Source organism: Clostridium gasigenes (genome assembly GCF_017348895.1).
GTDB classification, from domain to species: domain Bacteria; phylum Bacillota; class Clostridia; order Clostridiales; family Clostridiaceae; genus Clostridium; species Clostridium gasigenes.
Genome location: NZ_CP071376.1, coordinates 3,926,721 through 3,953,421, shown reverse-complemented (window position 1 = coordinate 3,953,421; position 26,701 = coordinate 3,926,721). Strand labels below are relative to the sequence as shown.

Annotated in this window: 24 protein-coding genes and 1 other annotated feature; of the genes, 18 read left to right on the top strand and 6 right to left on the bottom strand. The window is 29.0% G+C overall.

Going from position 1 to position 26,701, the window contains the following annotated elements; genetic code table 11:
* The first annotated feature begins 12 nt into the window (after window positions 1-12).
* Both J1C67_RS18530 and J1C67_RS18525 read left to right on the top strand, forming a co-directional pair.
* Window positions 13-756: an amino acid ABC transporter ATP-binding protein gene (locus J1C67_RS18530; RefSeq protein ID WP_167865359.1), complete on the top strand. Its 744-nt coding sequence runs from the start codon at window positions 13-15 to the stop codon at window positions 754-756.
* Window positions 757-796: 40 nt separating this feature from the next.
* The gene (locus tag J1C67_RS18525) at window positions 797-1,939 is read left to right on the top strand and encodes a trans-sulfuration enzyme family protein (protein WP_167865360.1); all 1,143 of its coding nucleotides are present in this window, start codon (window positions 797-799) and stop codon (window positions 1,937-1,939) included.
* Between the two features lie 158 nt (window positions 1,940-2,097).
* On the opposite strand, the gene J1C67_RS18520 is transcribed toward J1C67_RS18525, so the two are convergent.
* The 4 genes from J1C67_RS18520 to J1C67_RS18505 all read right to left on the bottom strand — a co-directional run bounded on the left by J1C67_RS18520 (window position 2,098) and on the right by J1C67_RS18505 (window position 5,412).
* Window positions 2,098-2,550, bottom strand: a complete 453-nt coding sequence (locus J1C67_RS18520) for an S-ribosylhomocysteine lyase (protein WP_167865361.1) — start codon at window positions 2,548-2,550, stop codon at window positions 2,098-2,100.
* Between the two features lie 84 nt (window positions 2,551-2,634).
* Window positions 2,635-3,543, bottom strand: a complete 909-nt coding sequence (locus J1C67_RS18515) for a PLP-dependent cysteine synthase family protein (protein ID WP_167865362.1) — start codon at window positions 3,541-3,543, stop codon at window positions 2,635-2,637.
* A 1-nt stretch (window position 3,544) separates the two neighbouring features.
* A complete protein-coding gene (locus J1C67_RS18510) occupies window positions 3,545-4,696 on the bottom strand; it encodes a trans-sulfuration enzyme family protein (protein WP_167865363.1) in 1,152 nt (383 codons plus the stop codon).
* A 92-nt stretch (window positions 4,697-4,788) separates the two neighbouring features.
* Window positions 4,789-5,412, bottom strand: a complete 624-nt coding sequence (locus tag J1C67_RS18505) for a class I SAM-dependent methyltransferase (protein WP_167865364.1) — start codon at window positions 5,410-5,412, stop codon at window positions 4,789-4,791.
* 57 nt (window positions 5,413-5,469) lie between these two features.
* Window positions 5,470-5,759 (bottom strand) — a binding site (T-box leader).
* 217 nt (window positions 5,760-5,976) lie between these two features.
* Here J1C67_RS18505 and J1C67_RS18500 point away from each other — a divergent pair.
* The 10 genes from J1C67_RS18500 to J1C67_RS18455 all read left to right on the top strand — a co-directional run bounded on the left by J1C67_RS18500 (window position 5,977) and on the right by J1C67_RS18455 (window position 17,295).
* Window positions 5,977-6,675 carry a FadR/GntR family transcriptional regulator gene (locus J1C67_RS18500; protein WP_167865365.1) on the top strand — a complete coding sequence of 233 codons (699 nt, stop codon included), beginning with the start codon at window positions 5,977-5,979 and terminating at the stop codon, window positions 6,673-6,675.
* Window positions 6,676-6,824: 149 nt separating this feature from the next.
* On the top strand, window positions 6,825-7,613 hold the full coding sequence (locus J1C67_RS18495) for an electron transfer flavoprotein subunit beta/FixA family protein (protein ID WP_167865366.1): 789 nt from the start codon (window positions 6,825-6,827) through the stop codon (window positions 7,611-7,613).
* A 31-nt stretch (window positions 7,614-7,644) separates the two neighbouring features.
* Complete coding sequence (locus tag J1C67_RS18490) at window positions 7,645-8,850, top strand: electron transfer flavoprotein subunit alpha (RefSeq protein ID WP_167865367.1); 1,206 nt, start codon at window positions 7,645-7,647, stop codon at window positions 8,848-8,850.
* Window positions 8,851-8,862: 12 nt separating this feature from the next.
* Window positions 8,863-10,263 (top strand): FAD-binding oxidoreductase, encoded by a 1,401-nt coding sequence (locus J1C67_RS18485; protein ID WP_167865368.1) that lies wholly within the window; start codon window positions 8,863-8,865, stop codon window positions 10,261-10,263.
* A 50-nt stretch (window positions 10,264-10,313) separates the two neighbouring features.
* Complete coding sequence (locus J1C67_RS18480; protein ID WP_167865369.1) at window positions 10,314-10,670, top strand: CidA/LrgA family protein; 357 nt, start codon at window positions 10,314-10,316, stop codon at window positions 10,668-10,670.
* A gap of 3 nt (window positions 10,671-10,673) precedes the next feature.
* Complete coding sequence (locus J1C67_RS18475; RefSeq protein WP_167865370.1) at window positions 10,674-11,381, top strand: LrgB family protein; 708 nt, start codon at window positions 10,674-10,676, stop codon at window positions 11,379-11,381.
* 215 nt (window positions 11,382-11,596) lie between these two features.
* Complete coding sequence (locus J1C67_RS18470; protein ID WP_244980257.1) at window positions 11,597-15,235, top strand: AAA family ATPase; 3,639 nt, start codon at window positions 11,597-11,599, stop codon at window positions 15,233-15,235.
* A 13-nt stretch (window positions 15,236-15,248) separates the two neighbouring features.
* Window positions 15,249-15,689: a hypothetical protein gene (locus J1C67_RS18465; RefSeq protein WP_243176670.1), complete on the top strand. Its 441-nt coding sequence runs from the start codon at window positions 15,249-15,251 to the stop codon at window positions 15,687-15,689.
* Window positions 15,690-15,693: 4 nt separating this feature from the next.
* Window positions 15,694-16,401 carry a hypothetical protein gene (locus tag J1C67_RS18460; protein WP_167865372.1) on the top strand — a complete coding sequence of 236 codons (708 nt, stop codon included), beginning with the start codon at window positions 15,694-15,696 and terminating at the stop codon, window positions 16,399-16,401.
* Between the two features lie 195 nt (window positions 16,402-16,596).
* Window positions 16,597-17,295 (top strand): MerR family transcriptional regulator, encoded by a 699-nt coding sequence (locus J1C67_RS18455; protein ID WP_167865373.1) that lies wholly within the window; start codon window positions 16,597-16,599, stop codon window positions 17,293-17,295.
* A 140-nt stretch (window positions 17,296-17,435) separates the two neighbouring features.
* On the opposite strand, the gene J1C67_RS18450 is transcribed toward J1C67_RS18455, so the two are convergent.
* Window positions 17,436-17,909, bottom strand: coding sequence for a hypothetical protein (locus J1C67_RS18450; RefSeq protein WP_089971485.1), 474 nt, complete (start codon window positions 17,907-17,909; stop codon window positions 17,436-17,438).
* A 362-nt stretch (window positions 17,910-18,271) separates the two neighbouring features.
* Here J1C67_RS18450 and J1C67_RS18445 point away from each other — a divergent pair, with 362 nt between their 5' ends.
* The 3 genes from J1C67_RS18445 to J1C67_RS18435 all read left to right on the top strand — a co-directional run bounded on the left by J1C67_RS18445 (window position 18,272) and on the right by J1C67_RS18435 (window position 21,761).
* Complete coding sequence (locus tag J1C67_RS18445) at window positions 18,272-19,252, top strand: LCP family protein (RefSeq protein ID WP_167865374.1); 981 nt, start codon at window positions 18,272-18,274, stop codon at window positions 19,250-19,252.
* Between the two features lie 101 nt (window positions 19,253-19,353).
* The gene (locus tag J1C67_RS18440) at window positions 19,354-20,766 is read left to right on the top strand and encodes a glycosyltransferase family 39 protein (protein WP_089971489.1); all 1,413 of its coding nucleotides are present in this window, start codon (window positions 19,354-19,356) and stop codon (window positions 20,764-20,766) included.
* A 38-nt stretch (window positions 20,767-20,804) separates the two neighbouring features.
* Window positions 20,805-21,761, top strand: a complete 957-nt coding sequence (locus tag J1C67_RS18435; RefSeq protein WP_167865375.1) for a glycosyltransferase family 2 protein — start codon at window positions 20,805-20,807, stop codon at window positions 21,759-21,761.
* 151 nt (window positions 21,762-21,912) lie between these two features.
* Here the strand turns inward: J1C67_RS18435 and J1C67_RS18430 are convergent, their stop codons facing one another.
* Window positions 21,913-22,785 (bottom strand): hypothetical protein, encoded by an 873-nt coding sequence (locus tag J1C67_RS18430; RefSeq protein WP_167865376.1) that lies wholly within the window; start codon window positions 22,783-22,785, stop codon window positions 21,913-21,915.
* A gap of 320 nt (window positions 22,786-23,105) precedes the next feature.
* Here J1C67_RS18430 and J1C67_RS18425 point away from each other — a divergent pair, with 320 nt between their 5' ends.
* From J1C67_RS18425 to J1C67_RS18415, 3 genes are all read left to right on the top strand, one after another.
* The gene (locus J1C67_RS18425) at window positions 23,106-23,645 is read left to right on the top strand and encodes a fasciclin domain-containing protein (protein WP_089971498.1); all 540 of its coding nucleotides are present in this window, start codon (window positions 23,106-23,108) and stop codon (window positions 23,643-23,645) included.
* Between the two features lie 991 nt (window positions 23,646-24,636).
* Entirely contained in the window at window positions 24,637-26,037 is a 1,401-nt protein-coding gene (gene amrA / locus J1C67_RS18420) for an AmmeMemoRadiSam system protein A (RefSeq protein ID WP_167865377.1), read from the top strand.
* A gap of 312 nt (window positions 26,038-26,349) precedes the next feature.
* Window positions 26,350-26,502 (top strand): lmo0937 family membrane protein, encoded by a 153-nt coding sequence (locus J1C67_RS18415; RefSeq protein WP_139164849.1) that lies wholly within the window; start codon window positions 26,350-26,352, stop codon window positions 26,500-26,502.
* Window positions 26,503-26,701 lie beyond the last annotated feature (199 nt).

Genomic DNA, 26,701 nt, shown 5'->3' with positions numbered 1-26,701 from the left:
TGGAGGAAATTTATGATTAATATAAAAAATTTACACAAAAAATTTGGAGATAAGGAAATTTTAAAAGATATAAATTTAGAAATTGCAAAAGGTGAAACAACAATTATAATAGGCCCTTCAGGGTCAGGAAAAACCACACTTCTTAGGTGTATGAATTTATTAGAAATTCCTAACAGTGGAACAGTAAGCGTTGGGGATAGTGAACTTACTGTTTCTGAAAATAAAAAACCAACTGAAAAAGAAATATTAAAACTTCGTAGAAATACAGGTATGGTATTTCAAGGCTTTCATTTATTTCCGCACATGACTGTTGAGGAAAACATTATGGAGGGGCTTGTTACTGTATTTAAGCAATCTAAGAAGGTAGCTCGTGATAAAGCACTTGTACTTTTAGAGAAGGTTGGACTTTCAGAAAAACGTAGCAACTATCCTCATGAACTATCAGGGGGACAACAACAAAGGGTTGCAATAGCAAGGGCTATGGCCATAGAGCCACTAGTTTTGTTATTTGATGAACCAACATCAGCACTAGATCCAGAACTTTCAGCCGAAGTTTTTAAAGTTATTAAGGAACTATCTCTTGAAGGAATGACAATGGTGGTTGTTACTCATAACATGAGTTTTGCAAGAGAAGTTGGAGACAATATAATATTTATGGATAATGGAATAATTGCTGATAAAGGGACACCTGAGCAATTATTATGTAATACTACAAACCCAAGAGTAAAACAATTTTTAAATTTAGTTTCAGATTAGACAAGTAATATCCAAATAAATTATTTGAGGAGGAAAAAATATGAAATTTGAATCATTATTAATACATGGTGGAATAGACGGTGATGCTACTACTGGGGCAGTAAATGTACCTATTTATCAGACATCTACCTTTAAAAAAAGTGAATTTGAGAATACTAAAGATAATGTTTACGAGTATTCAAGAACAGGAAATCCTACAAGAGCAGCATTAGAAAAACTTATTACAGAACTTGAGGAAGGTTATGCAGGGTTTGCCTTTGCTTCAGGTATGGCGGCTACAACAGCGGCACTATCACTATTTAAAACAGGAGATAAAATTCTTATATCAAATAATGTTTATGGTGGAACATTTAGAGTTTTAGACAAGTATTTTAAAAACTTTGGTTTAAATTATAGTGTATTTGATTCATCAAATATAGACGAGTTAAAAAATAATATTGATGACAGTGTAAAGGCCATTTTTATAGAAACTCCAACTAACCCATTAATGGGTATTACAGATATTGAAGAGGTTGCAAAAATAGCAAAGGAAAATAATATAATTTCCATTGTTGATAATACTTTTATGACACCTTATCTACAAAAACCAATTACACTTGGAGCTGATATAGTTATTCACAGTGCTACAAAATATTTAGGCGGACACAGTGATTTAGTTGCAGGGCTTGTGGTAGTTAATAATAATGAATTAGCTGAAAGAATACATTTCATACAAAATTCAACAGGAGGAGTTTTATCTCCATTTGATTCTTTCTTATTGATAAAAGGGATTAAAACTTTAGCATTAAGAATGGATAGACAAAACTCAAACACAACGGTTGTTGCAAAGTTTTTAAGAGATAGAAAAGAAGTAGAAAAAGTATATTATCCAGGTTTTGTTGATCATCCAGGACATGAAATACAAACAAAGCAAGCTAAGGGCTATGGAGGTATCATTTCTTTTGTTCTTAAAGAAGGTTATGATTATAAAAAATTCTTAGAGAGCTTAGAGTTAATAACTTTTGGAGAAAGCTTAGGAGGGGTGGAGTCATTAATTTGCCATCCTGCGACTATGACACATGCCGCAATTCCATATGAAATGAGACAAGCAATAGGCATAACTGATAATTTAATAAGAATATCAGTAGGAATTGAAAATGTTGATGATATAGTAGAAGATTTAATAAAGTCATTAGAAATATAAATTTAATAAAAATACCTTATTAGAAAATATATTGATTATTTTCTGATAAGGTATTTTTTTATGAATATATCTTGCAAGAATACCTGGTAAAATGTGAACTTAACGTATATTTTTTTATCCTAAAGGCACTACTATATGACATATTACAGATATAAATATTATATATAATATTTATCGCTAATTCCATTGTCTAAAACAGCTTTAGCATGAAATTTTGCTAGTTCTAGTGAATGTAATGAAGCTGTACCACATTGTAATTCGTTAGCAGCTGGAACTTCTGTTGCATCTAAAACTTTGTTTAATGAGTATTCTAAAGCTTTAATAACTTCGTTAATTGAAACGTCACCCCAACTTGTTAAATAGAAACCTGTTTTGCAACCCATTGGAGATATATCTATAATGTTTGGAAGTAATTCCCTCATATATCCTGCTAATAAATGTTCTAAAGAATGAATTCCAGTTTCAGATAAAATTTCTTTATTTGGTTGAGTAAATCTTAAATCAAATTTTGATATAGAATCCCCTTTAAGACCATATTTTACTTCTACCTTTCTTACATAAGGAGCTTTAACCTTTGTGTGATCTAATTGAAAACTTTCTACTTTTATCATGTTAATTTCCACCTTTCATTTATGAATTTAATATTTTATTAAGGGGTAAAGAGAATCTATAGAGTAGAGTCCTTTTGGGGTTGGTTAGAATAATCCTGTACTGAAATATCGCTCACCTCTATCCGGGAACACTACTACAATATTTCCTTTCTCTATAGTACTTGCAAATTTTAATGAAGCAGATAGAGCAGCACCAGAGGATGAGCCTACTATAACACCTTCTTTTTGAGCAAGTAGTGTTACCAATTTAAAGGCTTCATCATCAGTAGTTTTAATTACTTTATCTACTAAAGACATATTCATAGTATTTGGAATGAAATTATTGCCTATACCTTCAACTTTGTAGCAACCTTCCTGGCCACCGCCCATAGTAGAGCCTTCAGGATCTGCTAAGATTCCTATAACATTAGGAATACGTTCTTTTAAATATTTTACAATTCCAGAGAAGGTGCCACCACTGCCAGCACCACCTACAAAACAATCTATTTCTCCATCTAGATCTTCATAGATTTCTTTTCCTGTTGTCTCATAGTGGGCTAGCGGATTTGCTAAATTATCAAATTGCCTTAGTGATATGGAGTTAGGTGTGGATTTAAGCAAATTTTCAGCCACATCTACAGCTCCTTGCATTCCTTTCTCCTGTGGGGTATTTATAATTTCCCCTCCTAGAGCCTTCATTAATTTTTGTTTCTCTATGGAGAACTTAGTTGGTACTACAAATATTACTTTATATCCTTTATCTATAGCTGCGAGAGCAACTCCTATGCCTGTATTTCCAGCAGTAGCTTCTATAATAGTGGAACCATATTTTAGAATGCCTTGTTCTTCAGCTTCATTTATCATATAAATACCAATTCTATCTTTACAACTACCTCCAGGATTAAAATTCTCAAGTTTTGCAAAAATATTAACACCTTTTTTTAGCCCTAAATGATTAAGCTTTAAGAGTGGGGTTTTACCTATTAAAGATTGTATATCATTATAGTAGTTCATTTTATTCACCTACTTTTTTTATTGCTATTATAAGTGCATTTTCAACATCTTTTAATATATCTTCTTTATTTTCTATACCTACAGATAATCGTATAAGTCGCTCAGTTATACCAAGGCGATTTCGAAGATCAACAGGAAGAGCGGCATGTGTCATAGTGGCTGGATGGCAAAGTAGAGATTCTACACCGCCTAAGCTTTCACCAAAAGTAATTAAATCTAAATTATTTATAAATTTAATATAATCAACATCTTCATTTAGCCTAAAGGTTATTACCCCACCAAATCCTCTTGCTTGGCTTTTTTGTATTAAATGCCCAGGATGACTATCTAGCCCCGGATAGTAAACTTTACTTATAGATTTGTTTGATGAAAGTTTATTTGCTATATAAACCACATTTTCTTCATGTCTATCCATTCTAACAGATAAGGTTTTAATTCCTCTTATTAAAAGGAAACTATCAAAAGGCTGAAGTATTCCACCGGTAGCATTTTGTATAAAGTGAATTCTTTCACCTAACGCATCATCATTAACAACTACTAAACCAGCAACTAAATCACTATGACCTCCAAGATATTTAGTTCCAGAGTGGACGATAATATCAGCACCTAGGGCAAGTGGGGTTTGAAAGTAAGGTGTCATAAAGGTATTGTCTACTATGGTTAACAAACCATGTTTTTTAGATTTTTCTGAAACTTTTTTTATATCGACCACATCTAAAAGAGGGTTAGTTGGTGATTCTATAAATATAGCCTTAGTGTTTTCATCAATGTGATTGTCAATAGAATCAAAGTTATCTATAATATCATAGTTAATACCAAAATTTTTGAAAACTTTATCTAATACTCTAAAAGTACCACCATAAAGATTGTTAGTTATTAGTATTTTATCTCCTGATTTAAAAAGAGTTAATACAGCAGTTATAGCTGCTAGTCCTGAGGCAAAAGCAAAACCTCGAGTACCACCCTCTATATCAGAAATTAATTTTTCAACAGCTTCCCTTGTAGGGTTACCTGTTCTTGAATATTCGTAATCAGCATGTTTACCAAATTCGGATTGTTTATACGTAGAAGTTTGATAAATGGGTATATTTACAGCTCCTGTTCTTTCGTCTCCCTCAATACCACCGTGGATTAGTAATGATTCTATATTCATAATTTTTATCTCCTTCGGATATCTCATGTAATATAAGCTACATGGATTATATTATTATTAAATTTATCAACCTATTTAATAAGGTTACATTACTATTTCTCGCCTATAGCAATAAATATATCTGGATTTACAAACTCTCCTTTTGAGGAAGATCCCTGGCATTTTAATCCAGTACTTCTTATATCTAAATTTTTAAAGCCAGCTTCTTCATACCAAATAGTTAATTGCTTATGACTAAAACCAAGCCAAAGGTCAAACATTTCTTCTTTAGCCCACTCCCCGCTGTGTTCTTCAACATCAGTAATAACAACAGTGCCGCCAATTTTAAGAACTCTAAACATTTCCTTTATTGCTTTATCAGGATTAGCAACATGATGAAGAGCCATATTCATAAAGATAATATCTATGGATTCATCAAATACAGGAAGATCCTCAGCTACACCTTTAATAGGATAAATATTTGTTAGATTTTCTTTTTTTGCAGAGGCATAAAGTTCTTTTAACATATTAGTTGAAGCATCTAGAGGAAATACTATATTACTTTCCTTTGCAACTCGTAAGGATATAAAACCAGTACCAGAACCTAAATCTAATATGGTTTTATCTTTTATATTTACTGAATTAATAGCTAATTCTCTTAGTTCGTCTTTAAAGTAACTAACCCTTATTTTATTCCAATCCTTTGCTATGCTATTAAAATAATTTAATGAACTCATAATAATCACTCCTCTTAAAATATTTTATGGTAAATAAAAAAAACCTCATCTCATATATATAGAGACGAAGTTAATCCGCGGGCCCACTCTAATTTGGATATAAAATATCCACACTTAAATTTCTCAAGCACATAAATGCTATATCACTATAACGGGTGAACCCGGCTAGAACTACTTTTAGGTATCTTAAAAAATAAATAGTAAATATGATAGTTTTTTTCAAGATAACTTATTTCGAACTACTGCTCCAAAGGGCACTTCACATAGAGTCTAGATAGAATACTCTCAGCAGTGTATTCCTCTCTGTAACCTTCCTAAATGATACTTTCCTTTTTCATTGCATTTTAATATTTAATTAATAATAGTAAACATATATGTTTTGTTATAATTGTATTATATGCTAATTTAAATAAAAATGTCAATTAATTTAAAAAAATATAAAAATATAGTAAAGACTTTTATATTTTATATTTACCAATCTTGAGATATGATATAATTATATTGAATTTAGGAGAAATAATATAAGAATTTGTATTATTTGATGTATGATAAGGAGGCTTATATTTGTTTACGGAAGTTAAAAACATGAAGGTTTATGAACAAATAATTAATCAGTTTAAAGATATGATTGCGAAAGGTCTACTTAAAAAAGGTGACAAGCTTCCATCAGAGAGAGAACTTGTAAGCCAATTAGGTGTAAGTAGGACTGGTATAAGAGAAGCATTAAGTGCACTTCAAATGATTGGACTCGTAGAATCAAGGCATGGAGAAGGAAACTATATTAAAGATAATCTTGAGGATAGTTTAAAAGATCCATTTCTATTAATATTTATGCTTAATGGTGGTAAGTTTCACGAAATATTAGAGTTTAGAAAAGGTATAGAAATAGAGACAGCAGCGCTTGCAGCAAATAAAATTCAAGATGATGAAATTGTTATTTTAAAAGATATACTACATAGATTAGATAATGCAGAATGTGAAGAAGTTAAGGTGAAGTTAGATAAAGAATTACATTATTTAATTGCAAAAGCATCAAAAAATATTTTAATAGTAAATTTGTTAAATGTAAATTCATCTTTAATGGATATTTTTATAAGTGAAGCTAGGGGGAAAATATTAAGTAAAGAAGAAAATAGAGAATGCTTATTAAAGCAACATAAGGATATAGTTGATGCCATAAGTAATCATGATAGTTCTAGTGCATCAAAGGCGATGAGAAGACATTTGGATTTTATAGAGAAATATATTTATAATATGAAATAAACATAAAGAGCTAAATTGGCTCTTTTTTTATTTTGTGAAAATATATGGAAATTTTAATGTTAATATGATATTATAATAGCAAGTGGTAATACCAGTATGCCAGTATAAAATTTATCTTTATAAGTAATATATAAATGGGAGGGTGTTGTATGGAAATAGTAGTGTGCATAAAACAGGTACCAGGTACATCAAAAGTTGAGGTAGATGAAAAAACAGGGGTTTTAAAAAGAGAAGGTATAGATTCAAAGATTAATCCATTTGATTTATATGCTTTAGAAACAGCTTTAAGAATAAAGGAAAAAAAGGGTGGAAATATTAATGTAATTAGTATGGGGCCACCACAGGCACAAGCAATAATAAAGGAAGCTTATATGATGGGAGCAGATCATGGGATTTTACTATCTGATAGGAAGTTTGCAGGGTCTGATGTGTTAGCTACCTCTTATACAATATCTCAAGGTATAAAAAAGATAGATAACTTTGATTTGATTTTATGTGGAAAACAAACTACAGATGGGGATACTGCACAGGTTGGACCAGAAATTGCAGAATATTTAAATATACCCCATATTGCAAATGCTAGAAAAATATTGGAAATAAAGGATAAGTCAATTATTTTAGAAATGGACATGCCAAATACAATAGAAGTAGTAGAGGTTAAATTTCCTTGCCTTGTAACCGTTGACAAAGGGATATTTGAACCAAGGTTACCATCCTATAAAAAGAAATTAGAAATAAAAAACAAGGAAATAGATGTTTATGGATTAAAGGATTTTGAAGATAAAGATGAAAATAAATATGGTTTAAATGGATCACCAACTCAAGTTGAGAGGATATTCCCACCGGCTTGTAATGAGAGTAAAGAAGTATGGGATGGCAATGGTGAAGAACTTTCAGAAAGATTATTCAATAAACTAAAAGAGTTAAAGTATATTTAGTTAAAGATTTATGAAAGGAGGAATATTAGTTATGGGTAAACTTATTGTTAATAAAGAAAAGATAAATTCAGAGAATATAAATGAATTAATAAAAATATGTCCATTTGGAGCTATTGAAAAGATAAATGATACAGTTCAGGTTTCAGCAGCATGCAAGATGTGTAAGATATGTGTTAAAAAAGGTCCAAGTGGAGTTATGGAATTTATAGAAGAGGAAAAACCTAAAATTAATAAAGATCTTTGGACTGGTGTTGCAGTATATGTTGATCATGTAAATGGAGAAATACATCCTGTTACCTATGAGTTAATTGGAAAAGCAATAGAACTAGCTAAGGTAATTGATCATAAGGTCTATGCAGTATTTATTGGATACGACATAAAAGAAAAAGCAGAAGAACTATTGCATTATGGTGTTGATGAGGTGATTGTATATGATGAATATGAACTTAGGGATTTTAGGATAGAGCCATACACAGCGGCCTTTGAAAAATTTATTAATATTTATAAACCATCTAGTATATTAGTTGGAGCAACTACAATTGGAAGATCTTTAGCTCCTAGGGTAGCTGCTAGGTTTAGAACAGGATTGACAGCGGATTGTACAATACTTGATATGAAGAAAAATACGGATTTGATACAAATAAGACCAGCATTTGGTGGAAATATTATGGCTCAGATAGTAAATCCAAACCATAGGCCACAGCTTGCAACAGTAAGATATAAGGTTATGGATGCCCCAGTAAGAAATGAAAATAAGTGCGGGGAGATAACACTTAGAAGTATATCTAGTGAAAAGTTAAAATCTAATATAGATGTTTTGAAAATAATTAAAAAGGAAATGGAAGCTAGCATAGCAGATGCGGAGATAATAGTTGCAATAGGAAGAGGTATAAAATCTGAGAAGGATATGGACCTTGTAAGAGAAATTGCAGAAAGACTTGGAGCACATTTAGCAGGGACAAGACCTATGGTTGAGAATGGATGGATAGATGCTAAATATCAAATTGGATTAAGTGGAAGAACTGTTAAACCTAAATTGATATTTGCAATTGGAATTTCAGGGGCAGTTCAATTTACCGCAGGTATGAATAATTCAGAGTGTATTATAGCTATAAATAATGATCCTAATGCTCAAATATTTGATGTTGCACATTATGGATTAGTAGGAGATCTGTATGAAATATTACCAATGTTAATGAGTAATATTAAAAATAATAATCAAGTGGTATATTGTTAGGAGGTATTTTAGATGAACTCATATAAAAGTGTAAATAAAAATGATATTGAATTTTTATTATCTGTTTGTGGAAGTAATAGAGTTTTTGTAGGTGATAAAATAAGTGAAGATTTTAGCCATGATGAACTTGGTGGTATAAGCAAAATGCCAGAAGTTTTAGTTGAAGTATTATCAACAGAAGAGGTTGCTAAAATAGTTAGCTATGCTTATGAAAATAATATTGTTGTAGTTCCAAGAGGATCTGGGACAGGTCTTGTTGGCGCATCAGTTGCAGTGCATGGTGGAATAATGATTAACTTAAGCAAGATGAATAAGATATTAGAAATAGATGAGGATAACCTAACATTAACAGTAGAGCCAGGGGTATTATTAATGGATATAGGGAACTTTGTACAAGAGCATGATTTGTTTTATCCACCAGATCCAGGAGAAAAGACAGCAACTATAGGTGGTAATATAAATACTAATGCTGGTGGAATGAGAGCTGTTAAATATGGAGTTACAAGGGATTATGTAAGAGGACTTGAATTAGTGCTTCCAACAGGAGAAGTTATTGAAGTTGGAGGAAAGATTGTTAAAAATAGTTCGGGTTATAGTATTAAAGATTTAATATGTGGCTCAGAGGGAACCTTAGCAATAATTACAAAAGCAATATTGAAATTATTACCATTGCCAAAGAAAACAATAAGTCTACTTATACCCTTTGATAATCTAAGTAAAGCAATAGGAACAGTTCCAAAGATCATTAAATCAAAGAGTATTCCAACATCCATAGAATTTATGGAAAGAGATGTTATCCTAGCTTCAGAGGAGTTCCTAGGAAAGAAATTTCCAGATAGCTCAGCAAATGCATATCTTTTATTAAGTTTTGATGGAAATGATATTGAAAGTATAGAGAAAGAGTATGAAAATGTAGCTAATATAGTGCTTAAGGAAGGGGCTATAGATATTTTCATTGCTGATACTGATGAAAGAAAAGAAGCTATTTGGTCAGCAAGAGGAGCTTTCCTTGAATCAATTAAAGCATCTACTACAGAAATGGATGAGTGTGATGTTTGTGTACCAAGAAATAAAGTAGCAGAATTTATAAATTATACTTATGAATTACAAGAAAAATTTAATATAAGAATAAAGAATTTTGGACATGCAGGAGATGGAAATCTTCATGTATATGTGTTAAGAGATAAACTTAATCAAGAAATGTGGGACAAAAAGTTATCAGAGGTATTTGAATGTATGTATAAAAAAGCTAGAGAATTAAAAGGTCAAGTTTCAGGGGAACATGGAATAGGCTTTGCAAAGAAAAAATATTTAAATGACCAAATAGGAGAAGTAAATTCTCTACTGATAAAAAATATTAAACATGCTTTTGATCCAAAAAATATTTTAAATCCAGGTAAAATATGTAGCTAAATACAATTAATAACTGTATAAGATAATATTGAGAAGAGGTGTGTTATTATATGAGGGTTTTAAGGGAAAGTATGATAATAATTGCTATATATTTTTTAGGTGAATTATTATCAAAAACAATTATTACATTTATACCTGGAAATATATTAGGCATGATAATTTTATTAGTTATGCTTTGTACAAAGGTAATAGAGCTAGAGGCAATCGAAAATGTTTCTAAATTTTTCTTAGATAATTTAGCTTTCTTGTTTGTACCAGCGGGAGTTGGGTTACTTACAGCTGTAGAGTTGCTTAAGGGAAATTCTATTAAGCTAATAAGCATTTGTATTATATCTACATTTATAGTTATGGGAATAACATCATTAACTGTTGATGGATTAATTAAAAGAAAAAAAGAGGAGAATTAAATTATGAAAGAGATAATAAATAATCCTTTATTTTGGATATTGATAACCTTAGCAGCTTTTGAAATAGGTATAGTTATTTATAAAAAGACAAAGTTTCCACTTTTTAATCCATTACTTATTGCAATAGTTTTGGTAATTGGTGTGCTTGTAATTTTTAATATAGATTATGAAATATATAATTTGGGAGGAAAGTTTATAAATAGCTTTTTAGGACCTGCAACAGTAGTACTTGCAGTACCATTATATAAACAATTAAATGCTTTAAAGAAGAACTTGTGGCCAGTACTTATTGGATTATTTGTTGGGTCCTTAACTTCTATTGTATGTGTAATAATTTTAGGTAAAGCTTTTGGTTTAGATGAATCATTAATTGCATCGCTTGTTCCCAAATCAGTAACTACACCTATAGGTGTGGAAATTTCTAATTCATTAGGTGGAGTCAAATCAATAACTATAGTATCTATTGTACTAACTGGTATTGTTGGAGCAATAATTGCACCAATTGTAAGTAAAGTTTTAAAAATTAAAAGCGAAGTTGCAATTGGAATAGGAATTGGAGCGGCATCTCATGCTGTAGGAACCAGCAAAGCTTTTGAAATGGGTGAAGTACAAGGGGCTATGAGCTCCCTATCAATAGGAATAGCAGGATTAATAACAGTGTTTTTATCTCCATCAATATATATGTTAGCTAGGATTATGTTGAAGTTTTAATATTAAGGCACTTTAAAAAATTTATAATTAATTACAGACTGTGATGGAGCTAAAAACTTTATTGCAGTTTTTTTTGTTTAGGCTTGAATTGGTAGTTGATATTTACATATAAAATATGAAAACTAATGAATGGAATAATAAGAAAAAAGTGGTATAATATTTATAAATATGTAAAAATATTTTTTGATGTTTCTTATAAATAGGAGGTTGAATAAGTGAATTTTAACGTGAAAGATATGGTTGAATTTCTTTTCCCAGAATTGCAGATAGTTGAAGCTGTAAAGCAATATGGCTTTATATCAAGAGCAAATAAAAATATTAGTCAAAATCAAACTAAAAATATGGGCGAAGTATACAGTGAAGGAAAGGCTTATTCCAAAAGTAATTTTAAGGAGATGAATAAGCCAACTCAACAGATTCCAGTTAATAAAGCAAATATAATTCAGAATGGAAATACAGCAACATATCAACATAAAGATACTTCAAAAGTAAATAATAACAATATTTCAGATATATTTACTAGTATTAGAGAAGATTTAGGAAACTTAATTATAGGGCAAACGAATTATTTAGATAGCCTTTGTATAGCGTTTAAACGTCCTTTTATAACAGGCTATGATAAATTGAAACCTAAAAATGTTGTTATTATTATTGGAAATAAAAGCACCGGTAAACATAGTAGTATATATTCTATTGCAGGTCTTCTTAAACAAAAGAAATTAGTTAGCAGTAATGAAATATTAACAATTGATTTGTCCTTATATGCTACAGTTTCAGAAGTGGGAGTCTTTTTATCAGATTTATACAAATGCTTGTATGGTCAATCTGATATTGTGATGTTTGATAATTTTGATAAGTGCCATTACAGTGTTATTGATATAATAGAAACATTAATGACTACTGGTAGATATACTCTTGGTTCAAGATATATATTTCAAAATAATAATCTTATTGAAGCAAATGGAATGCTTTTGAAAGATTCTATAAGTGAGATAAGCTCAAATGGTAAGTATTTTGTTTTCACATCAGAAAAGTCCGAAAAGGATGTTGTAAATATTTTTGGAACAAAGTTTATGGCTTGTGTAGGTGATATGCTTCATATGGAACACTTTAATTATGATGAATTGAATGAAATATCAATAAGGATCATTGAAAATTTAAAAAGCAAATGTATTCAAAATATTTCAATTAATATAAGCTATGATGAAACTGTTTCACAGATAATTGTATCAAATTATAAAAGTGTATCTGGAGTGAATGGTATGGAAAAATTTGTTGATTTGGATATATACAAACCATTGGCAGAGTTTAAACTTAAAAATAGTATTAGTAATAATCAACTTGTAAGCTTATCTGCTGTAGATGGTAAATTAGTAGCACAAATTGGTGATAAGTTTATAAAATTAGAGGATATTATTCCACAAAATAAGGTATCTGGAATTGAGGATATTAAAAAAGAATTAGATGATATTGTAGGAATTGAATCTGTAAAAGAATATATTCTAAGTCTTGAAGATAATTTAAAAATCCAAAAAATACGGGAAAATGCTGGTTTTAAGACTGCTAATGTTTCAATGCATATGATATTTACAGGGAATCCAGGGACGGGTAAAACCACAATTGCACGTATAGTTGCTAAATATCTAAAAGCACTTGGGGTGTTATCAGAAGGTCAATTAAGAGAAGTTACAAGAGCAGATCTTGTTGGGCAATATTTGGGACATACAGCGAAGATAACTAATGATGTTATAAAATCTGCATTAGGAGGAGTTCTATTTATTGATGAAGCTTATGCACTTTGTAGAGACAAAAATGATACTTTTGGACTTGAGGCAATAGATACATTAGTTAAAGGTATTGAAGATAATAGAGAAAATTTAGTTGTTATTTTGGCTGGATACAAGGATGAAATGGGAGAGTTTTTAAAAACTAATTCTGGTTTGAAATCGCGTTTCCCAAATATAATTGATTTTGAAGATTATACATCAGAAGAAATGTATAAGATTTCACTTATTACAGCAAAGTCAAAAGGATACAAAATTTTTGAAGATTGCAAAGAACCACTTATAAAACTGTTTGATAAAAAACAAATTAAAGGCAAAAATGATAGTGGAAATGGTAGGCTTGTTAGAAATGTTATAGAAAGTTCTATACTTAATCAATCTAAACGATTAATACTAGAGGATACTGAACAAATGGATTTATTAAAATATGATGACTTTAAATTTGAAGAGGTAGCTAATTTTGATTTGGAAAAGAGTCTCTCTAAGATTATTGGGCTTGAAAATGTTAAGGACTTTGTTAGAACTCAATATAAGTTATTAATCGCACAAGAAAAGAGAAGGAAAGCAGGAATGAAGGTGGATACATCACAGGCTTTAAATATGATTTTTAGTGGTAATCCAGGAACAGGTAAAACAACAATAGCAAGGCTTGTTGCAGATATGTTCAAAGAAATGGGAATGTTAAAATCTGGTCATTTAATAGAAACTGATCGTGGTGGTCTGGTAGCTGGGTATGTAGGACAAACAGCTAAGAAAACAGAAGAAGTATTTAGGTCTGCCTTAGGTGGTGTTTTATTTATTGATGAAGCATATGCATTGTCTAGTGATAGTGGTGGCTTTGGAAAAGAAGCAATAGATACACTTGTTAAACTTATAGAGGATTATAGAGGAGAAATAATTGTTATCCTTGCTGGTTACAAAAAAGAGATGGAGAGTTTTTCAAAAAGTAATTCAGGGCTTGAATCTAGATTTCCTCTTAAAATTGAGTTTCTTGATTACTCAGCAGATGATTTATTTAAAATAAGTTTAAAGATGATTGGGGAAAAAGGATTTTCATTAGATGCTGGAGTAGACAACCTTATGAAAGAGCAGGTTTGCTTATTGCATGAACAATCTAATGCAGATTCGGGAAATGGGCGTATGGTGAGAAATTATCTTGAAGATATAATGAGAAAGCAATCAGGTAGAATTGCAATGAATGATGTATCTATAAATGATATGAATGTCATTACAAGTAAAGATATAGAGATTAAAGAGAATTTAATATCTAACTTTAATTTAGAAAATGAATTGTCTAAAATAATAGGGCTTGAAGAAGTTAAAGATTATATACGTAGTTTAAGTGCAAGGCTTAGAATGAAAAACGAACGTAAAAAACTTGGAATTAATGTTGATAGCACACAGACACTTCATATGATTTTTAAGGGCAATCCAGGAACGGGGAAGACTATGATGGCAAGAACAGTGGCGGAGGTTTTATATAATATCGGTATAATTAAAACAAACAAACTGGTAGAAACAGATAGAGCAGGTCTTGTTGCAGGTTACGTTGGACAAACTGCAATTAAAACAAGAGAAAAAATTATGGAAGCAATGGATGGTGTATTATTTATTGATGAAGCATATTCTCTTTCACAAGGTGGAGAGAATGATTTTGGTAAAGAAGCAATAGATACATTAGTAAAACTTATGGATGATAATAGAGATAAATTAGTTGTTATATTAGCAGGGTATAGTGATGATATGGAACAGTTTGTTTCTGTAAATGCTGGACTAAAGTCAAGGTTTGCAAATATAATAAATTTTGAAGATTATTCTGCAAAGCAGTTAATGGAAATATCTGAAATGTTATTTAATAGCAAGGGATATGAAATTGGCTCATTAGCTAAAAATAAGATCGAAGATATATTTAATATTGTAAGACTTGAACCACAATTTGGTAATGGAAGATATGTACGTAATTTATATGAAAAAGCGGTGAATAATCAAGCAATGCGCTTAAGTTCAGATATAGATTTAACAAAAGAAGATTTAATTACAATAATTGATACTGACATAGAAAGGGTGTGATGAGTTGAAAAAAATGAAAGATTTACTGGGAAATACTATGGCTGTTATTTATTTTATTTTCCCAATGTGTTTTGTATTATTGCTGTTAGTGTTTATGCCAATTAGTTTTTTTACATCAGTTAGTTCGGTGAGAAATTCTGGATTTGCTGGACAAAATATGGGGGGAGCACTTATAGGTATATGTGGACTTTTTATTGGGGGATCTCTTCTTATACCTCCATTGAGGAAAATGTATAAAAAATTACCTTGGTTATATTCGCTTATAAAAATTTTCTATGTAAACCTAATAATTCTTAGTGTTGGGCTTATAATATTAAACATGGGTTATCAAGTAAAAGATGATGCTCGTCATGCTAAGTTTTTTATTTTAATGATAGTGCAAATAGTGGTTTGTAGAATAGCAATGTGTATTTACTTTAAGCTAAAGCCAGTAAAGTATATTGAGGAGAGGTGAATTTATGAGTAATGAACAACATAATTTAAAAAATAGTATTAATAAAGCCAAGAAAACTCCTATAAATATAAATGAAGATACAAATGAACAATTTAATATTTATCAAAATCAGAGTGATGAGCCACAATTTGATGTTAATTATGAAGAAAATGGCACAAGTGAAGAAAATCACATAATAGAAGAAGAGAAAAGAGATATTAATGAAAAGGCTAGGAGAAAACAGATTGAAAAACCTCTTAAAATATTCGGAGTAATATGTATAGCAGTTTCAATAGTTCCATTTATTGCTATGGGGGGATCAAAAGTAGATACTTCTCAATCAGCTAAAAATGCATTGGAAAATAAAGTATCTACTGCTCTTTCGGCTGGAACTATTTTATTATCAAAAGATGAAAATGCGCAGGCTAAGGATTATACAATTACACATAAATCAGAGATTAAAGATACTAAAATTTGGGTGTGGGATTATGCTGCTGAAGATGGAGATTATGTGCAAGTAATTGTAAATGGTGCACCAGTAGGAGAAGCTTTTATGATTAAACATAAGGCAAAAGAAATTATTGCTCCGGCAGTAGGAGAAGTTCAAATAAAAGGAATAAGAGATGGTGGTGGGGGGATAACATATGCCATTAGATATGATGTTAATGGAACAAGTTATTTTAATGGTACACCAGAAGGTGAATTAAATACTTATACCTTAAATAAGGAATAAGTATTATGTAACTTATATATATAGAATTGAAACTACGATAGAATTAAATGGTTTATCGTAGTTTTTTATTTAAATTAAATATTATAATATTATCATAAATAATAATATTTATATTAAAAATATTATTTTTGAAGATAAGTATTGACACTCCACCTAGTGGAAGCTTTAAGATAATAACAAAGGGAGGTTATATTTATGAAAATTGGTGAAGTTGAATTAATAACTGGTATAACAAAAAGGAATATTAGATTTTATGAAAAGGTAGAATTATTAAATCCTACTCGTAATGAAGATAACCAGTATAGAGATTATTTAGAGGAAGATGTTAAAATCTTAAAAGAAATTAAACTATTAAGAAAGCTTGGAATATCTATTGAAGATATCTCTCTTATCCAGAAAGGTTCATTAACTCTAGAAACTTGTATGAGTAAATATGTAACTGATATGAGTAGTAAAGTTAAAAAGATGGAACAAGCTATAGAAATATGTGAAGAAATTAAACAGCAAGAGAAATCATTAACTGAATTAAATACTGATGAATATTTAGAAAAGATAGAAAATTTAGAATCTAGGGGAGTTACATTTACGAGTATAGCTAATGATTTTATAACTAAGGTGAAAGGATATATTCCTGAAAAACATGTTATGTGGTTTGAACCAAATAAACCAATAACTAAACCTAGGGAATTTACAGATGAGTTAATTGAATACTGTCTAAAAGAGAAAAAAGAGTTAACTATGTACAAAGAAAATATGATGCCTATTGTAATGATAGATGATGTAAAATACATATGTATTTTAGAAATGCCTAGAATGTTTGCTTTTCCATTATCTATATTCTTTGTAGGTAATACCTTTGGCTTTAAAAATGTCTATATTTACAAGTATAATTAGAGGTAAGATTAAAGACTAACTTATATTTAGGATTCTTGAAAAAATTAAGAAGGAGTAGAAAAATAGCAGCATATTTACATAAGCTGCTATTTAGAAATATTTATTTTAAAGACAAAAGAATACGTCTTCCGTATCTACAGTTAGTCTAATTTTACCAGTGTTAATACTGTATTGACGAATCCCATGACTTGGTTACTTTCATTAACTAATTTTAAACGTGAATAGTTTGAAGTTACTCTAACAAGTATTGTTTTAGCTAAATTTAGTTTAAAAGGAACTGGTCCCACATCGGTTGTTTGTGGTGGAATTTCAACCTGTGATACTGAATCTGCAAGAAGTACATTATTAAGTGTTAACCCAATAATTGCTTCGTTTGTTCCATATGGTGTTGTTGTCCATACTGCTGATGTGCTATAAGATACTAGATATAAGCCTCTATTTAAAAACAAATTGCCTGTAACATCATAGATTATACTAGGACCTTGTCCTCCTACTATAGCTAACCCCAAATATAATGGATTTCCTGCAAATACATTTTGCAATTGGGGGCTAGATAGTTCTGCCTCTCTTGAAGTTATACAATGATTGCATTCATTACACATTTCATTACTCATCTATAATTTCCTCCTTAGTAAATAGTTTAAATAGTAACCTCTAAATATATTATGCTTATTAATAGGTAATTGTTATGATTTATTAAATAATCCATCTGATAATTTTGTTAGATTTATGATAGTAAAATAGTTACTACAGAAGGCTAGTTTAAAAAAATTAGGGCTAGCATTAAAAAAGTAATAGAATGGTTAAAAAGAAAACAGAAGAAATTATAGGCATATATATGGTATAATGCAAATATTGTACAAAAATATATAGGCACTTTAAAAAAAATAGACCAATTTGCTAGTCTGCTTTGAGCCATACATCGCACTTAGATCTATTATTTTTTTCGAGGGCTTAATAAGGTAAGGGGATAAATATGAGTAAAAAATTAAGAAAAGAGACATCAAAAAAAATATCAAAAAAGAAAGCTATTTTAATATCAATAATTAGTATTTTTGCACTTATTATTTCTATAGGGGGAATCTATGTAGTTAATTTATCATCTAAGGTTGATAGAGTAGAAATTAATAGGGAAGATATAAAAGATAATGGACAAGAACCTGCTAAGGAAGAAGCTGATATTACAAATATTGCTTTATTTGGGACAGATAAAAGTGGGACAGACAGTACGGCATCTGATTCAATTATGATAGCAACTATAAATCATGTTAAAGGGGAACTAAAGTTAAGCTCGATTATGAGAGATACTACAATGGAAGTTCAAGGATATGGTGAGCAAAATATAAATGATGTAATTATGCTTGGCGGACCAGCACTATCAATTAAGGCTATAAATACAAATTTTAACCTTCAAATTGATAAGTTTATACAAGTTAATTTGGGTAACTTACCAATTGTTATAGATAAACTTGGTGGAGTTGAAATAGAGGTTACTAATGAAGAAATTCAATTTATAAATTCTTATATAGCAGGATTAGATAAGATGAATGGAAGTAATACTAGTCCTATAACATCAGCAGGAATACATAATCTTAATGGTACACAAGCAGCAGCTTACTGTAGAATAAGATATACATCAGGGAGAGATTTTAAAAGAACAGAAAGACAAAGAGATGTCTTATCAGCTTTATTTGAAAAGTTTAAGGATGTTAGTATAACAGAAGTTCCGGGGGTAATTACAGAGTTATTACCTTTAGTAAAAACTAACTTAACAAATACAGAAATACTATCAATTAGTACTAAAGTATTAGGAATTAAAAATAAAACAATACAACAAGCTAGGTTCCCAGAAGATGAAGACTTAACAAGTGGATTTGAAAATGGATATTATAGAATGCGTATAAATAGGGAAGCAACTACAAATAAAATGCATAAATTTATTTATTCATTAGAATAAAGGCTTATAACAGTGTAGAGTATAAGTAAATAAATAAATTCTAAAGTGCTTAAAAATATATAAGAAATGAGGGAATTCAGATTAGAAAGTGTTTAAAGAGTATGTCTTCAAATGTTGTGCTTTATTTAGCCAGTATATTTGCAGCATCAATAGTTTTTATTAATTTAGTTTTAGGTATAAGTTTGAATAGTTTATTTTCATTTAATAAATATAGTGATATTTTAGTTATAATTTTGGCTATAGTAGCTATAGGTATATTAATTTGGTGGGGTTGTAAAATAGAAGATAATAAAAAGTTTTTAATAGTTCTATTTTCTACATCATTTATTATAAGATTAGTATGGGTATTATCAATAAAAACAGAGCCAATTTCAGATTTTGCTTTTATGTATGAAGGTGCTCAAAATATTGCTGGTGGAAATTATGATTATATATTAAATAGTGGATATTTTAAAACATGGGTTTACCAATTAGGGTTTACTATGTATCTAGTTGGAATTATAAAGTTTTTTGGAGATTCATTATTAATAATAAAGGTATTTAATGTATTAATAGTTTCATTAATACCTGTTATAATTTATTTAACAGGTAAAAAAATGGGCTCAAATAAGGGAGCTAAAGTAGTATCATTAGGATATTGTTTTTATATATCAAGTATAGTAAGTACATCAGTACTTACTAATCAACATTTAGCTACACTTCTATTTTATACAGGAATATATTTGTTAATTAGTAATGTTAATAAAAAATATAAATGGATACTTATAGGTCTTTCAATAGGAATTGGAGATATAGTTAGACCAGAAGGCTCTATAGTAATAATTGCAATAATATTATTTATAATATTTAAAAATTTATTAGATTATAAAGAAATAGGGAAAAGCTTAGCAGAGTTTTTAGGAATAATAATGGTAATTATACTAGTTTCTCAAGCTGCATCATTTGCAGTTATGAAAGAGGGAATAAGTAATGATCCATTAATAAATAAAGATCCATTATGGAAATTTGTTTGTGGGTTAAATCCAGATACAAAAGGGTCATATAGTGAAGATGATGATATTTATCTAAGTGGATATGGGACTAGAGAAGGAAGAACAAAGGCAGAATTAGGATTAATAAAGGATAGATTATCAAATCCTAAAGCATTAGTAAAAACAATGTCGTACAAAACAGCAATTATGTGGGGCGCAAACGATACATCAATGAATTTATCGTTAACAGATGAAGTTCAAAATAATAAATACCTAGATATACTTATAAAAATAGAAAAGATACAATATATGATTTTAATGATTATGTTTTTAGGAAGTATTATTATAACAATAAGAAGAAAAGATGGTTTTAAAAATACTCATCTATACTTAATAATATTTATAGGATATTTTTTAGCACATCTATTAATAGAAGTACAACCAAGATATAGATACTTTGCAATACCAATAATATTCATAATACAAGCAGAGTTTTTAGAAATGTTGTTTAAGGATAGAGGTAGAAAAGCTATATCAGGTTAATATATATTAAAATAATTATTAGTAAGGAGAATAATACGTTGAAAAAATTATATTTAGTAGTACCTTGTTATAACGAGGAAGAAGTACTGTGCGAAACAGCAAAAAGATTAGAACTAAAAATGAAAACATTAATTGATAATAAAGATATCAATGAGTATAGCAGAGTAATATTTGTTGACGATGGAAGTAAAGATAAAACTTGGAGTATTATAGAAGAACTTAAAAATAATAATGAATTATTTGGTGGTATTAAACTTTCAAGAAATAGAGGACATCAAAATGCTTTATTAGCAGGGTTAATGACTGTAAAGGATGAATGTGATGCTGTAATATCTTTAGATGCAGATCTACAAGATGATATAAATGTAATAGATAAATTTATTGAAAAGTTTTATGAAGGCTGTGAGGTTGTTTACGGAGTACGGAGCGATAGAAAAAGCGATACATTCTTTAAAAGAAGTACAGCACAAGGATTTTATAAGGTTATAAAATTCTTAGGAGTTGATATAATCTACAATCATGCAGATTATAGATTGATGAGTAGAAAAGCCTTAGATTCATTAGCTGAATTTAAAGAAGTAAATTTATTTTTAAGAGGAATAGTACCTCTTGTAGGATTTAAATCTGATATTGTTTCATATGAAAGAAATGAACGTTTTGCAGGCGAGTCTAAATATCCTTTGAAAAAGATGATTTCATTTGCATTTGAAGGAATAACATCTTTTAGTGTTAAGCCAATTAGATTAGTATTAGTTATGGGCATAATAATGTTTTTTTCAAGTCTTACAGCATTAGCTTACTTCTTAGTAACATGGATAAATGGATATACGGTTCAAGGTTGGACTACAGTAGTTGCATCTATATGGATGCTAGGTGGAATACAACTTCTATGTCTAGGGGTAATAGGGGAATATGTAGGTAAAATATATATTGAAGTTAAATCAAGACCTAAGTATATAATTGATCAATTTATTATAAATTCAGAAGAAAAATAGTATGGTTTTAATATAATAAATATGAATAAAGTAGTAGCAATTGTTATTACAACTTGTATAGTGATGATGTTTAATTATATAATAAATAAAATGTGGGTTATGTAAGAGTTAGCTTTTACACTAACTCTTTTTTATTTAGAGGGGCCTAATACTAATTCAGAACTTCTAATCCTAAGTCTAATATATTAGCAAATAATGATAATGTAGTACTTGTTGGTATAACATTATTTTTAATATCTAATAATTTTCCTAGGCCGTATTCAGTATATATACTAACTGTAGGGAAACTATTTTTATCTGTAGCATCACCTAAATCACAAACAATATTAGTTTCTACTAATTTTAGTATAGTTACACTATTACTAGGTTTTACTAAGGTATAAAGCCTAGTGTTATAGTTATATCTTAGTACTTTTACACTATCAGTTATTTCTATTTCATTAGTTTTATTATTTATATCATACTTTGAAGTACATGAATCTACATTATTTACTACAAAATAATAAATATTTCTTTTATAGTTTACCTTGTCTTTAAATTCTGCTAATCTTTCTAAGTTTAAGTTAATATCTACTAATATTTCTTCGCTTTCTAAATTATTAAAGCTTTCTTTTATGTAAGTTAATTCTTCTGTTCCATGAAGTTCTCTTGCTAATATATCCATGCAATTATTATAAACATCTTCAAATGAATTAAAAGGTATAGCATATTTAATCTTTCCTAAAACAACAAAAACCTTGAATTTAGCAGATTTGAAGCCACTTCTAGATGAATAATTAATTTCAACGAGCAACATTTCATTTAACTGCTCTCTATCAAATGTTATTTTCTCAATTCCTTTACTAAATTCTATTGTGTAATTATTATCTTTACATAAATCTTGTGTAGATTGATCTATTATATAAATGCTCTTAAAGCCAGCGTCATTAACTGTACCTCTTCTTAATGAGGTTTTTATTGGTAATTTCTTTAAATTAATGTAGGATCTATTTACACATAAGTTGTTTTCTAATATTATTCTCATATTAAATCTCCTTTAGTTCTAACAATAGTGTTAAATTATTTTATAAATAATTTATAAGTAAGCAGTCTAAATTATAACATAACTTATAAAAAGAATTCTATAGAGGTTATTATTCTAGAAATTTAATTTTTAGGATATTTATCTGCACACCTTAAGTATATAACTAAAATATAGGATAATAAGTGAGTTAGATGTAATAAGAAGCAATAAAGATGAATTAATAAAAATGAATAATGATGAAAAACAATAAATATAAAAGTAATTATAGGGACATACTAGAATTGAGTCGAAAAAATAATAAATAGAAGAGGAGTTTTATTATGAAAAAAAAATTTAGTATTGCTATAACATTGGTTATGGTGGCGTTGCTTACTCAGTTTATTCCGGTAAAATGTTTTGCTGAAATTCAAGTTACAAATTTATTAGATAAAGATGACGCGAAAAATTCTAGTGATATAGTTGACATAGCTATAAGTGATGGTAGATTCAAAACTTTAGTAGATGCTTTAAAGTCTGCTGACTTAGTTAATACACTTAAAGGTAATGGACCATTTACAGTATTTGCACCTATAGATGATGCATTTGCAAAACTTCCAGCAAACACAATTAGTGATCTTTTAAAAGCAGAAAACAAGAAGAATCTTGTAAATATTCTAACTTATCATGTTACTCCAGGCAAAATCCTTGCTGCAGATTTAATTAAATTAGATGGTAAGGAAATAACAATGGTAAATGGAGCTAAAGCAAAAATAGAAGTTAAGAATAATGAAGTATTTATTGATGGGGCTAAAGTAATAGTTAAAGATATTATAGCAAAAAATGGAGTTATACATGTAATAGATACTGTAATGATGCCATAGTAATAAGAAAAATTTATGTAGTTTTTATTGCGGTATAATTTATATATAAATTTTATTAAAGAAGTAAATAAATATGAGCGATAAGTTATGTATAATATGAGAGTTTAAAATAATAAAAAAGAAGGTGTATATCTAAAGGATACTCCTTCTTTTTTAATTTATTGATAATATACTTCAATTAAAATAAATCTACAAAGAATATATAAAATCAGACATAGGTTAGATTAAAAATTTATCAGTTTATGAAGTAAAGATAGAATCTTTGACTCGTTATTTTCTTTCAGCTCCCTAACAAAAAAACAACAACCAATTTATTAATAATAATAAATTGTGTTGCTGTTTTAATTAAATAGAGCACATAACAATCTTAACTTGCACAAACATAAGTAAAAAATTATCATTAATAGATAATGAATGTCACCAAATAATAATCTTGCGACTATTAAATAGCAACTATTTACCTATGAAGATGGTTTGCTCAACTATATAAAATATTTACATAACTATAAATAACCTTTCGGCTAGATATAACCATTGGATTTTTAGAATCACTCAATACTAGATATAATCTTAGCTCGACCTTATATCATAAGTTGGAACCTATATATAATCAAATAAATCGACTATATAAAAGCTTTTCCTAACAATATAAAATCTTCTCGCTGAGTATATATAAACTAAAGGTTTCTAATGTCTTTAACCTACATATAATCTTTGACCGAACTACATACACCTTTTAAAAAAGCATATATAAATCTTGACTCGACTGTTATGCACCCTATGTTATTATGTTAACCATTTATATTTAATATATACTGGAAATTAGAAGAAAAATTATCGTTATTAGTTTAGTCTTGTTTATTTATTTTTGTTAAGTATTACGTTTTAACTTTTATACTATATTTATTTATAATAAATATAGATGATTGTTAATGATAAAATTCTCATGTTAGGGAACAATATAATAGTAAATTATATGGGAGGTGAAAATATGCTGAATTATTTTTTAATGCCACATCCACCTATTATTATCCCTGAGGTTGGCAGAGGTGAAGAAGATAAAGTTATAAAAACAGTTAATGCATGCAAGGCCGTAGGCGAAAAGATAGATAATTTAGATGCAGAAACTATAATTATTATTTCTCCACATGGAGTTGTATTTAGAGATGCTATTGCTATTGTTACTTCTAATTATATTAAGGGTGATTTAGGGAAGTTTGGCGCAGAAGAAATTAGTTTTAATTATGAAATTGATTTGGAATTAACTAATAAAATAATTGATTGTGCAAAAGAAAGTAATGTTTTAGTGGCTAATTTAGATGAAAAAACTACTCCTAGATATAATGTGCCTCTAGAGCTAGATCATGGAGCAATAGTGCCCTTATATTATGCAGATAAAAGCAAAAATTATAAATTAGTTCATATTACTTATGGGTTGCTTTCACCAATTGAGCTTTTGAAGTTTGGATTAGCCATAAAAAGAGCTGTAAAAGAAACAAATAAAAAAGCAGTATTAATAGCATCTGGAGATTTATCACACAGATTGACTAGAAATGGTCCTTATGACTATACACCTCTTGGTGCAACCTTCGATAATACTTTGATAGATATATTATTATCAGGAAATTTAAAAGATCTTTTTAATATAGAAAAAAGGCTAATTAATGAAGCTGGAGAATGTGGTTTAAGGTCATTATATATATTAGCAGGTGCAATAAATACAACAATTATAAAATCTAAACTACTTAGCTATGAGGGACCTCTTGGAGTTGGATATGGAACTTTAGAGTTTAAAGAAGGAGAGGGAAATCTTTATGAAGATATTATAAAAGATAAAAAAAATGAACATAAAAGAAGGCTTTCAGAAGGAAATCAATACACTAAACTAGCAAGAACTAATTTAGATAGATATTTTAATGAAGGAAGACTAATTACAATTGATGAGTTAACTGATAATTCTCTTTTAGATCATGAAAAGGGAGTATTCGTTTCGTTAAAGATAAATGGGGAACTTAGAGGATGCATAGGAACTATTCAACCTACAACTAGTTGTGTTGGAGAAGAAATTATTAGAAATTCACTAAGTGCAGCATTGGATGATCCAAGATTTCAACCACTTAAGAAGGATGAACTAATTGATATAGATATTTCAGTGGACTTACTATATCCACCAGAACCTACTCTATTTGATAAGTTAGATCCTTTAGATTATGGAGTAATAGTAACATCTGGAGATAAAAGAGGACTACTTTTGCCAAATATAGAAGGGATTGATACAAAGGAGCAACAAGTAGAAATTGCCATGAGCAAAGGAAATATATCTCTGTCAGACACCTACACATTAGAACGCTTTAAAGTTGAAAGATTTAAGGAGCTAGATAATGATGAGTAAAGAAGCTTTGTGTAATTTTAAATGTTCATCTTGTCGAAATTATAATATTTAACAGTATAAAGCAGAAAGTAAGTTTGTCTCAACAGAAGATATGGCAAAGATATCACTAGATATAAAAGATAATATAGGATTAACATTTACCTATAATGAGCGATCTATAAGGTATGAGTATGCTCTTGATGTATCTAAAAAAATCAAAGAGATTAATTAAGCTTTGATTATAAATAGAATGGGTATAGATAATAGAATTTTGGTCATTATAATGTTAAGGGAGATTTATTAAATAAATATATATGAAAGGTAGTGTTTTAAATGGGTTTTTTAAGTTGGATTGGTGCGATAATAGTATGTTTTTGGATTTTGGGAATTATATTTAGTATTGGAGGTCTTATGATTCATTGGTTACTTGCAATAGCTGTAATAGCATTCATAGTAGATATGATTTCAGGAAGAAAAAAAGTATAGTATATTATTATAATTAACAAAAAAGAGCCAATTAGGCTCTTTTTTGATTATATAGAATTATTGGTAGGAAGAAAAAATGTTTCTAATTTTTTGAATTTAGAATGTTTTTATTGAATGTGATAGGTTTAGAAACAATAAAGAGTTTAGTTTATATAATTTAGTATATATTTATTCAAAGCAATCATAGTATAAAGTAATT

Excerpts from the sequence above, each read along its gene's own strand:
- J1C67_RS18490 (WP_167865367.1), top strand. The coding sequence starts at position 7,645 with ATGGGTAAACTTATTGTTAATAAAGAAAAGATAAATTCAGAGAATATA.
- J1C67_RS18440 (WP_089971489.1), top strand. The coding sequence starts at position 19,354 with ATGTCTTCAAATGTTGTGCTTTATTTAGCCAGTATATTTGCAGCATCA.
- J1C67_RS18505 (WP_167865364.1), bottom strand. The coding sequence starts at position 5,412 with ATGAGTTCATTAAATTATTTTAATAGCATAGCAAAGGATTGGAATAAA.
- J1C67_RS18465 (WP_243176670.1), top strand. The coding sequence starts at position 15,249 with ATGAAAGATTTACTGGGAAATACTATGGCTGTTATTTATTTTATTTTC.
- J1C67_RS18485 (WP_167865368.1), top strand. The coding sequence starts at position 8,863 with ATGAACTCATATAAAAGTGTAAATAAAAATGATATTGAATTTTTATTA.
- J1C67_RS18515 (WP_167865362.1), bottom strand. The coding sequence starts at position 3,543 with ATGAACTACTATAATGATATACAATCTTTAATAGGTAAAACCCCACTC.
- J1C67_RS18415 (WP_139164849.1), top strand. The coding sequence starts at position 26,350 with ATGGGTTTTTTAAGTTGGATTGGTGCGATAATAGTATGTTTTTGGATT.
- J1C67_RS18450 (WP_089971485.1), bottom strand. The coding sequence starts at position 17,909 with ATGAGTAATGAAATGTGTAATGAATGCAATCATTGTATAACTTCAAGA.
- J1C67_RS18530 (WP_167865359.1), top strand. The coding sequence starts at position 13 with ATGATTAATATAAAAAATTTACACAAAAAATTTGGAGATAAGGAAATT.
- J1C67_RS18525 (WP_167865360.1), top strand. The coding sequence starts at position 797 with ATGAAATTTGAATCATTATTAATACATGGTGGAATAGACGGTGATGCT.
- J1C67_RS18445 (WP_167865374.1), top strand. The coding sequence starts at position 18,272 with ATGAGTAAAAAATTAAGAAAAGAGACATCAAAAAAAATATCAAAAAAG.
- J1C67_RS18455 (WP_167865373.1), top strand. The coding sequence starts at position 16,597 with ATGAAAATTGGTGAAGTTGAATTAATAACTGGTATAACAAAAAGGAAT.
- J1C67_RS18520 (WP_167865361.1), bottom strand. The coding sequence starts at position 2,550 with ATGATAAAAGTAGAAAGTTTTCAATTAGATCACACAAAGGTTAAAGCT.
- J1C67_RS18510 (WP_167865363.1), bottom strand. The coding sequence starts at position 4,696 with ATGAATATAGAATCATTACTAATCCACGGTGGTATTGAGGGAGACGAA.
- J1C67_RS18475 (WP_167865370.1), top strand. The coding sequence starts at position 10,674 with ATGAAAGAGATAATAAATAATCCTTTATTTTGGATATTGATAACCTTA.
- J1C67_RS18495 (WP_167865366.1), top strand. The coding sequence starts at position 6,825 with ATGGAAATAGTAGTGTGCATAAAACAGGTACCAGGTACATCAAAAGTT.
- J1C67_RS18480 (WP_167865369.1), top strand. The coding sequence starts at position 10,314 with ATGAGGGTTTTAAGGGAAAGTATGATAATAATTGCTATATATTTTTTA.
- amrA (WP_167865377.1), top strand. The coding sequence starts at position 24,637 with ATGCTGAATTATTTTTTAATGCCACATCCACCTATTATTATCCCTGAG.
- J1C67_RS18460 (WP_167865372.1), top strand. The coding sequence starts at position 15,694 with ATGAGTAATGAACAACATAATTTAAAAAATAGTATTAATAAAGCCAAG.
- J1C67_RS18425 (WP_089971498.1), top strand. The coding sequence starts at position 23,106 with ATGAAAAAAAAATTTAGTATTGCTATAACATTGGTTATGGTGGCGTTG.
- J1C67_RS18430 (WP_167865376.1), bottom strand. The coding sequence starts at position 22,785 with ATGAGAATAATATTAGAAAACAACTTATGTGTAAATAGATCCTACATT.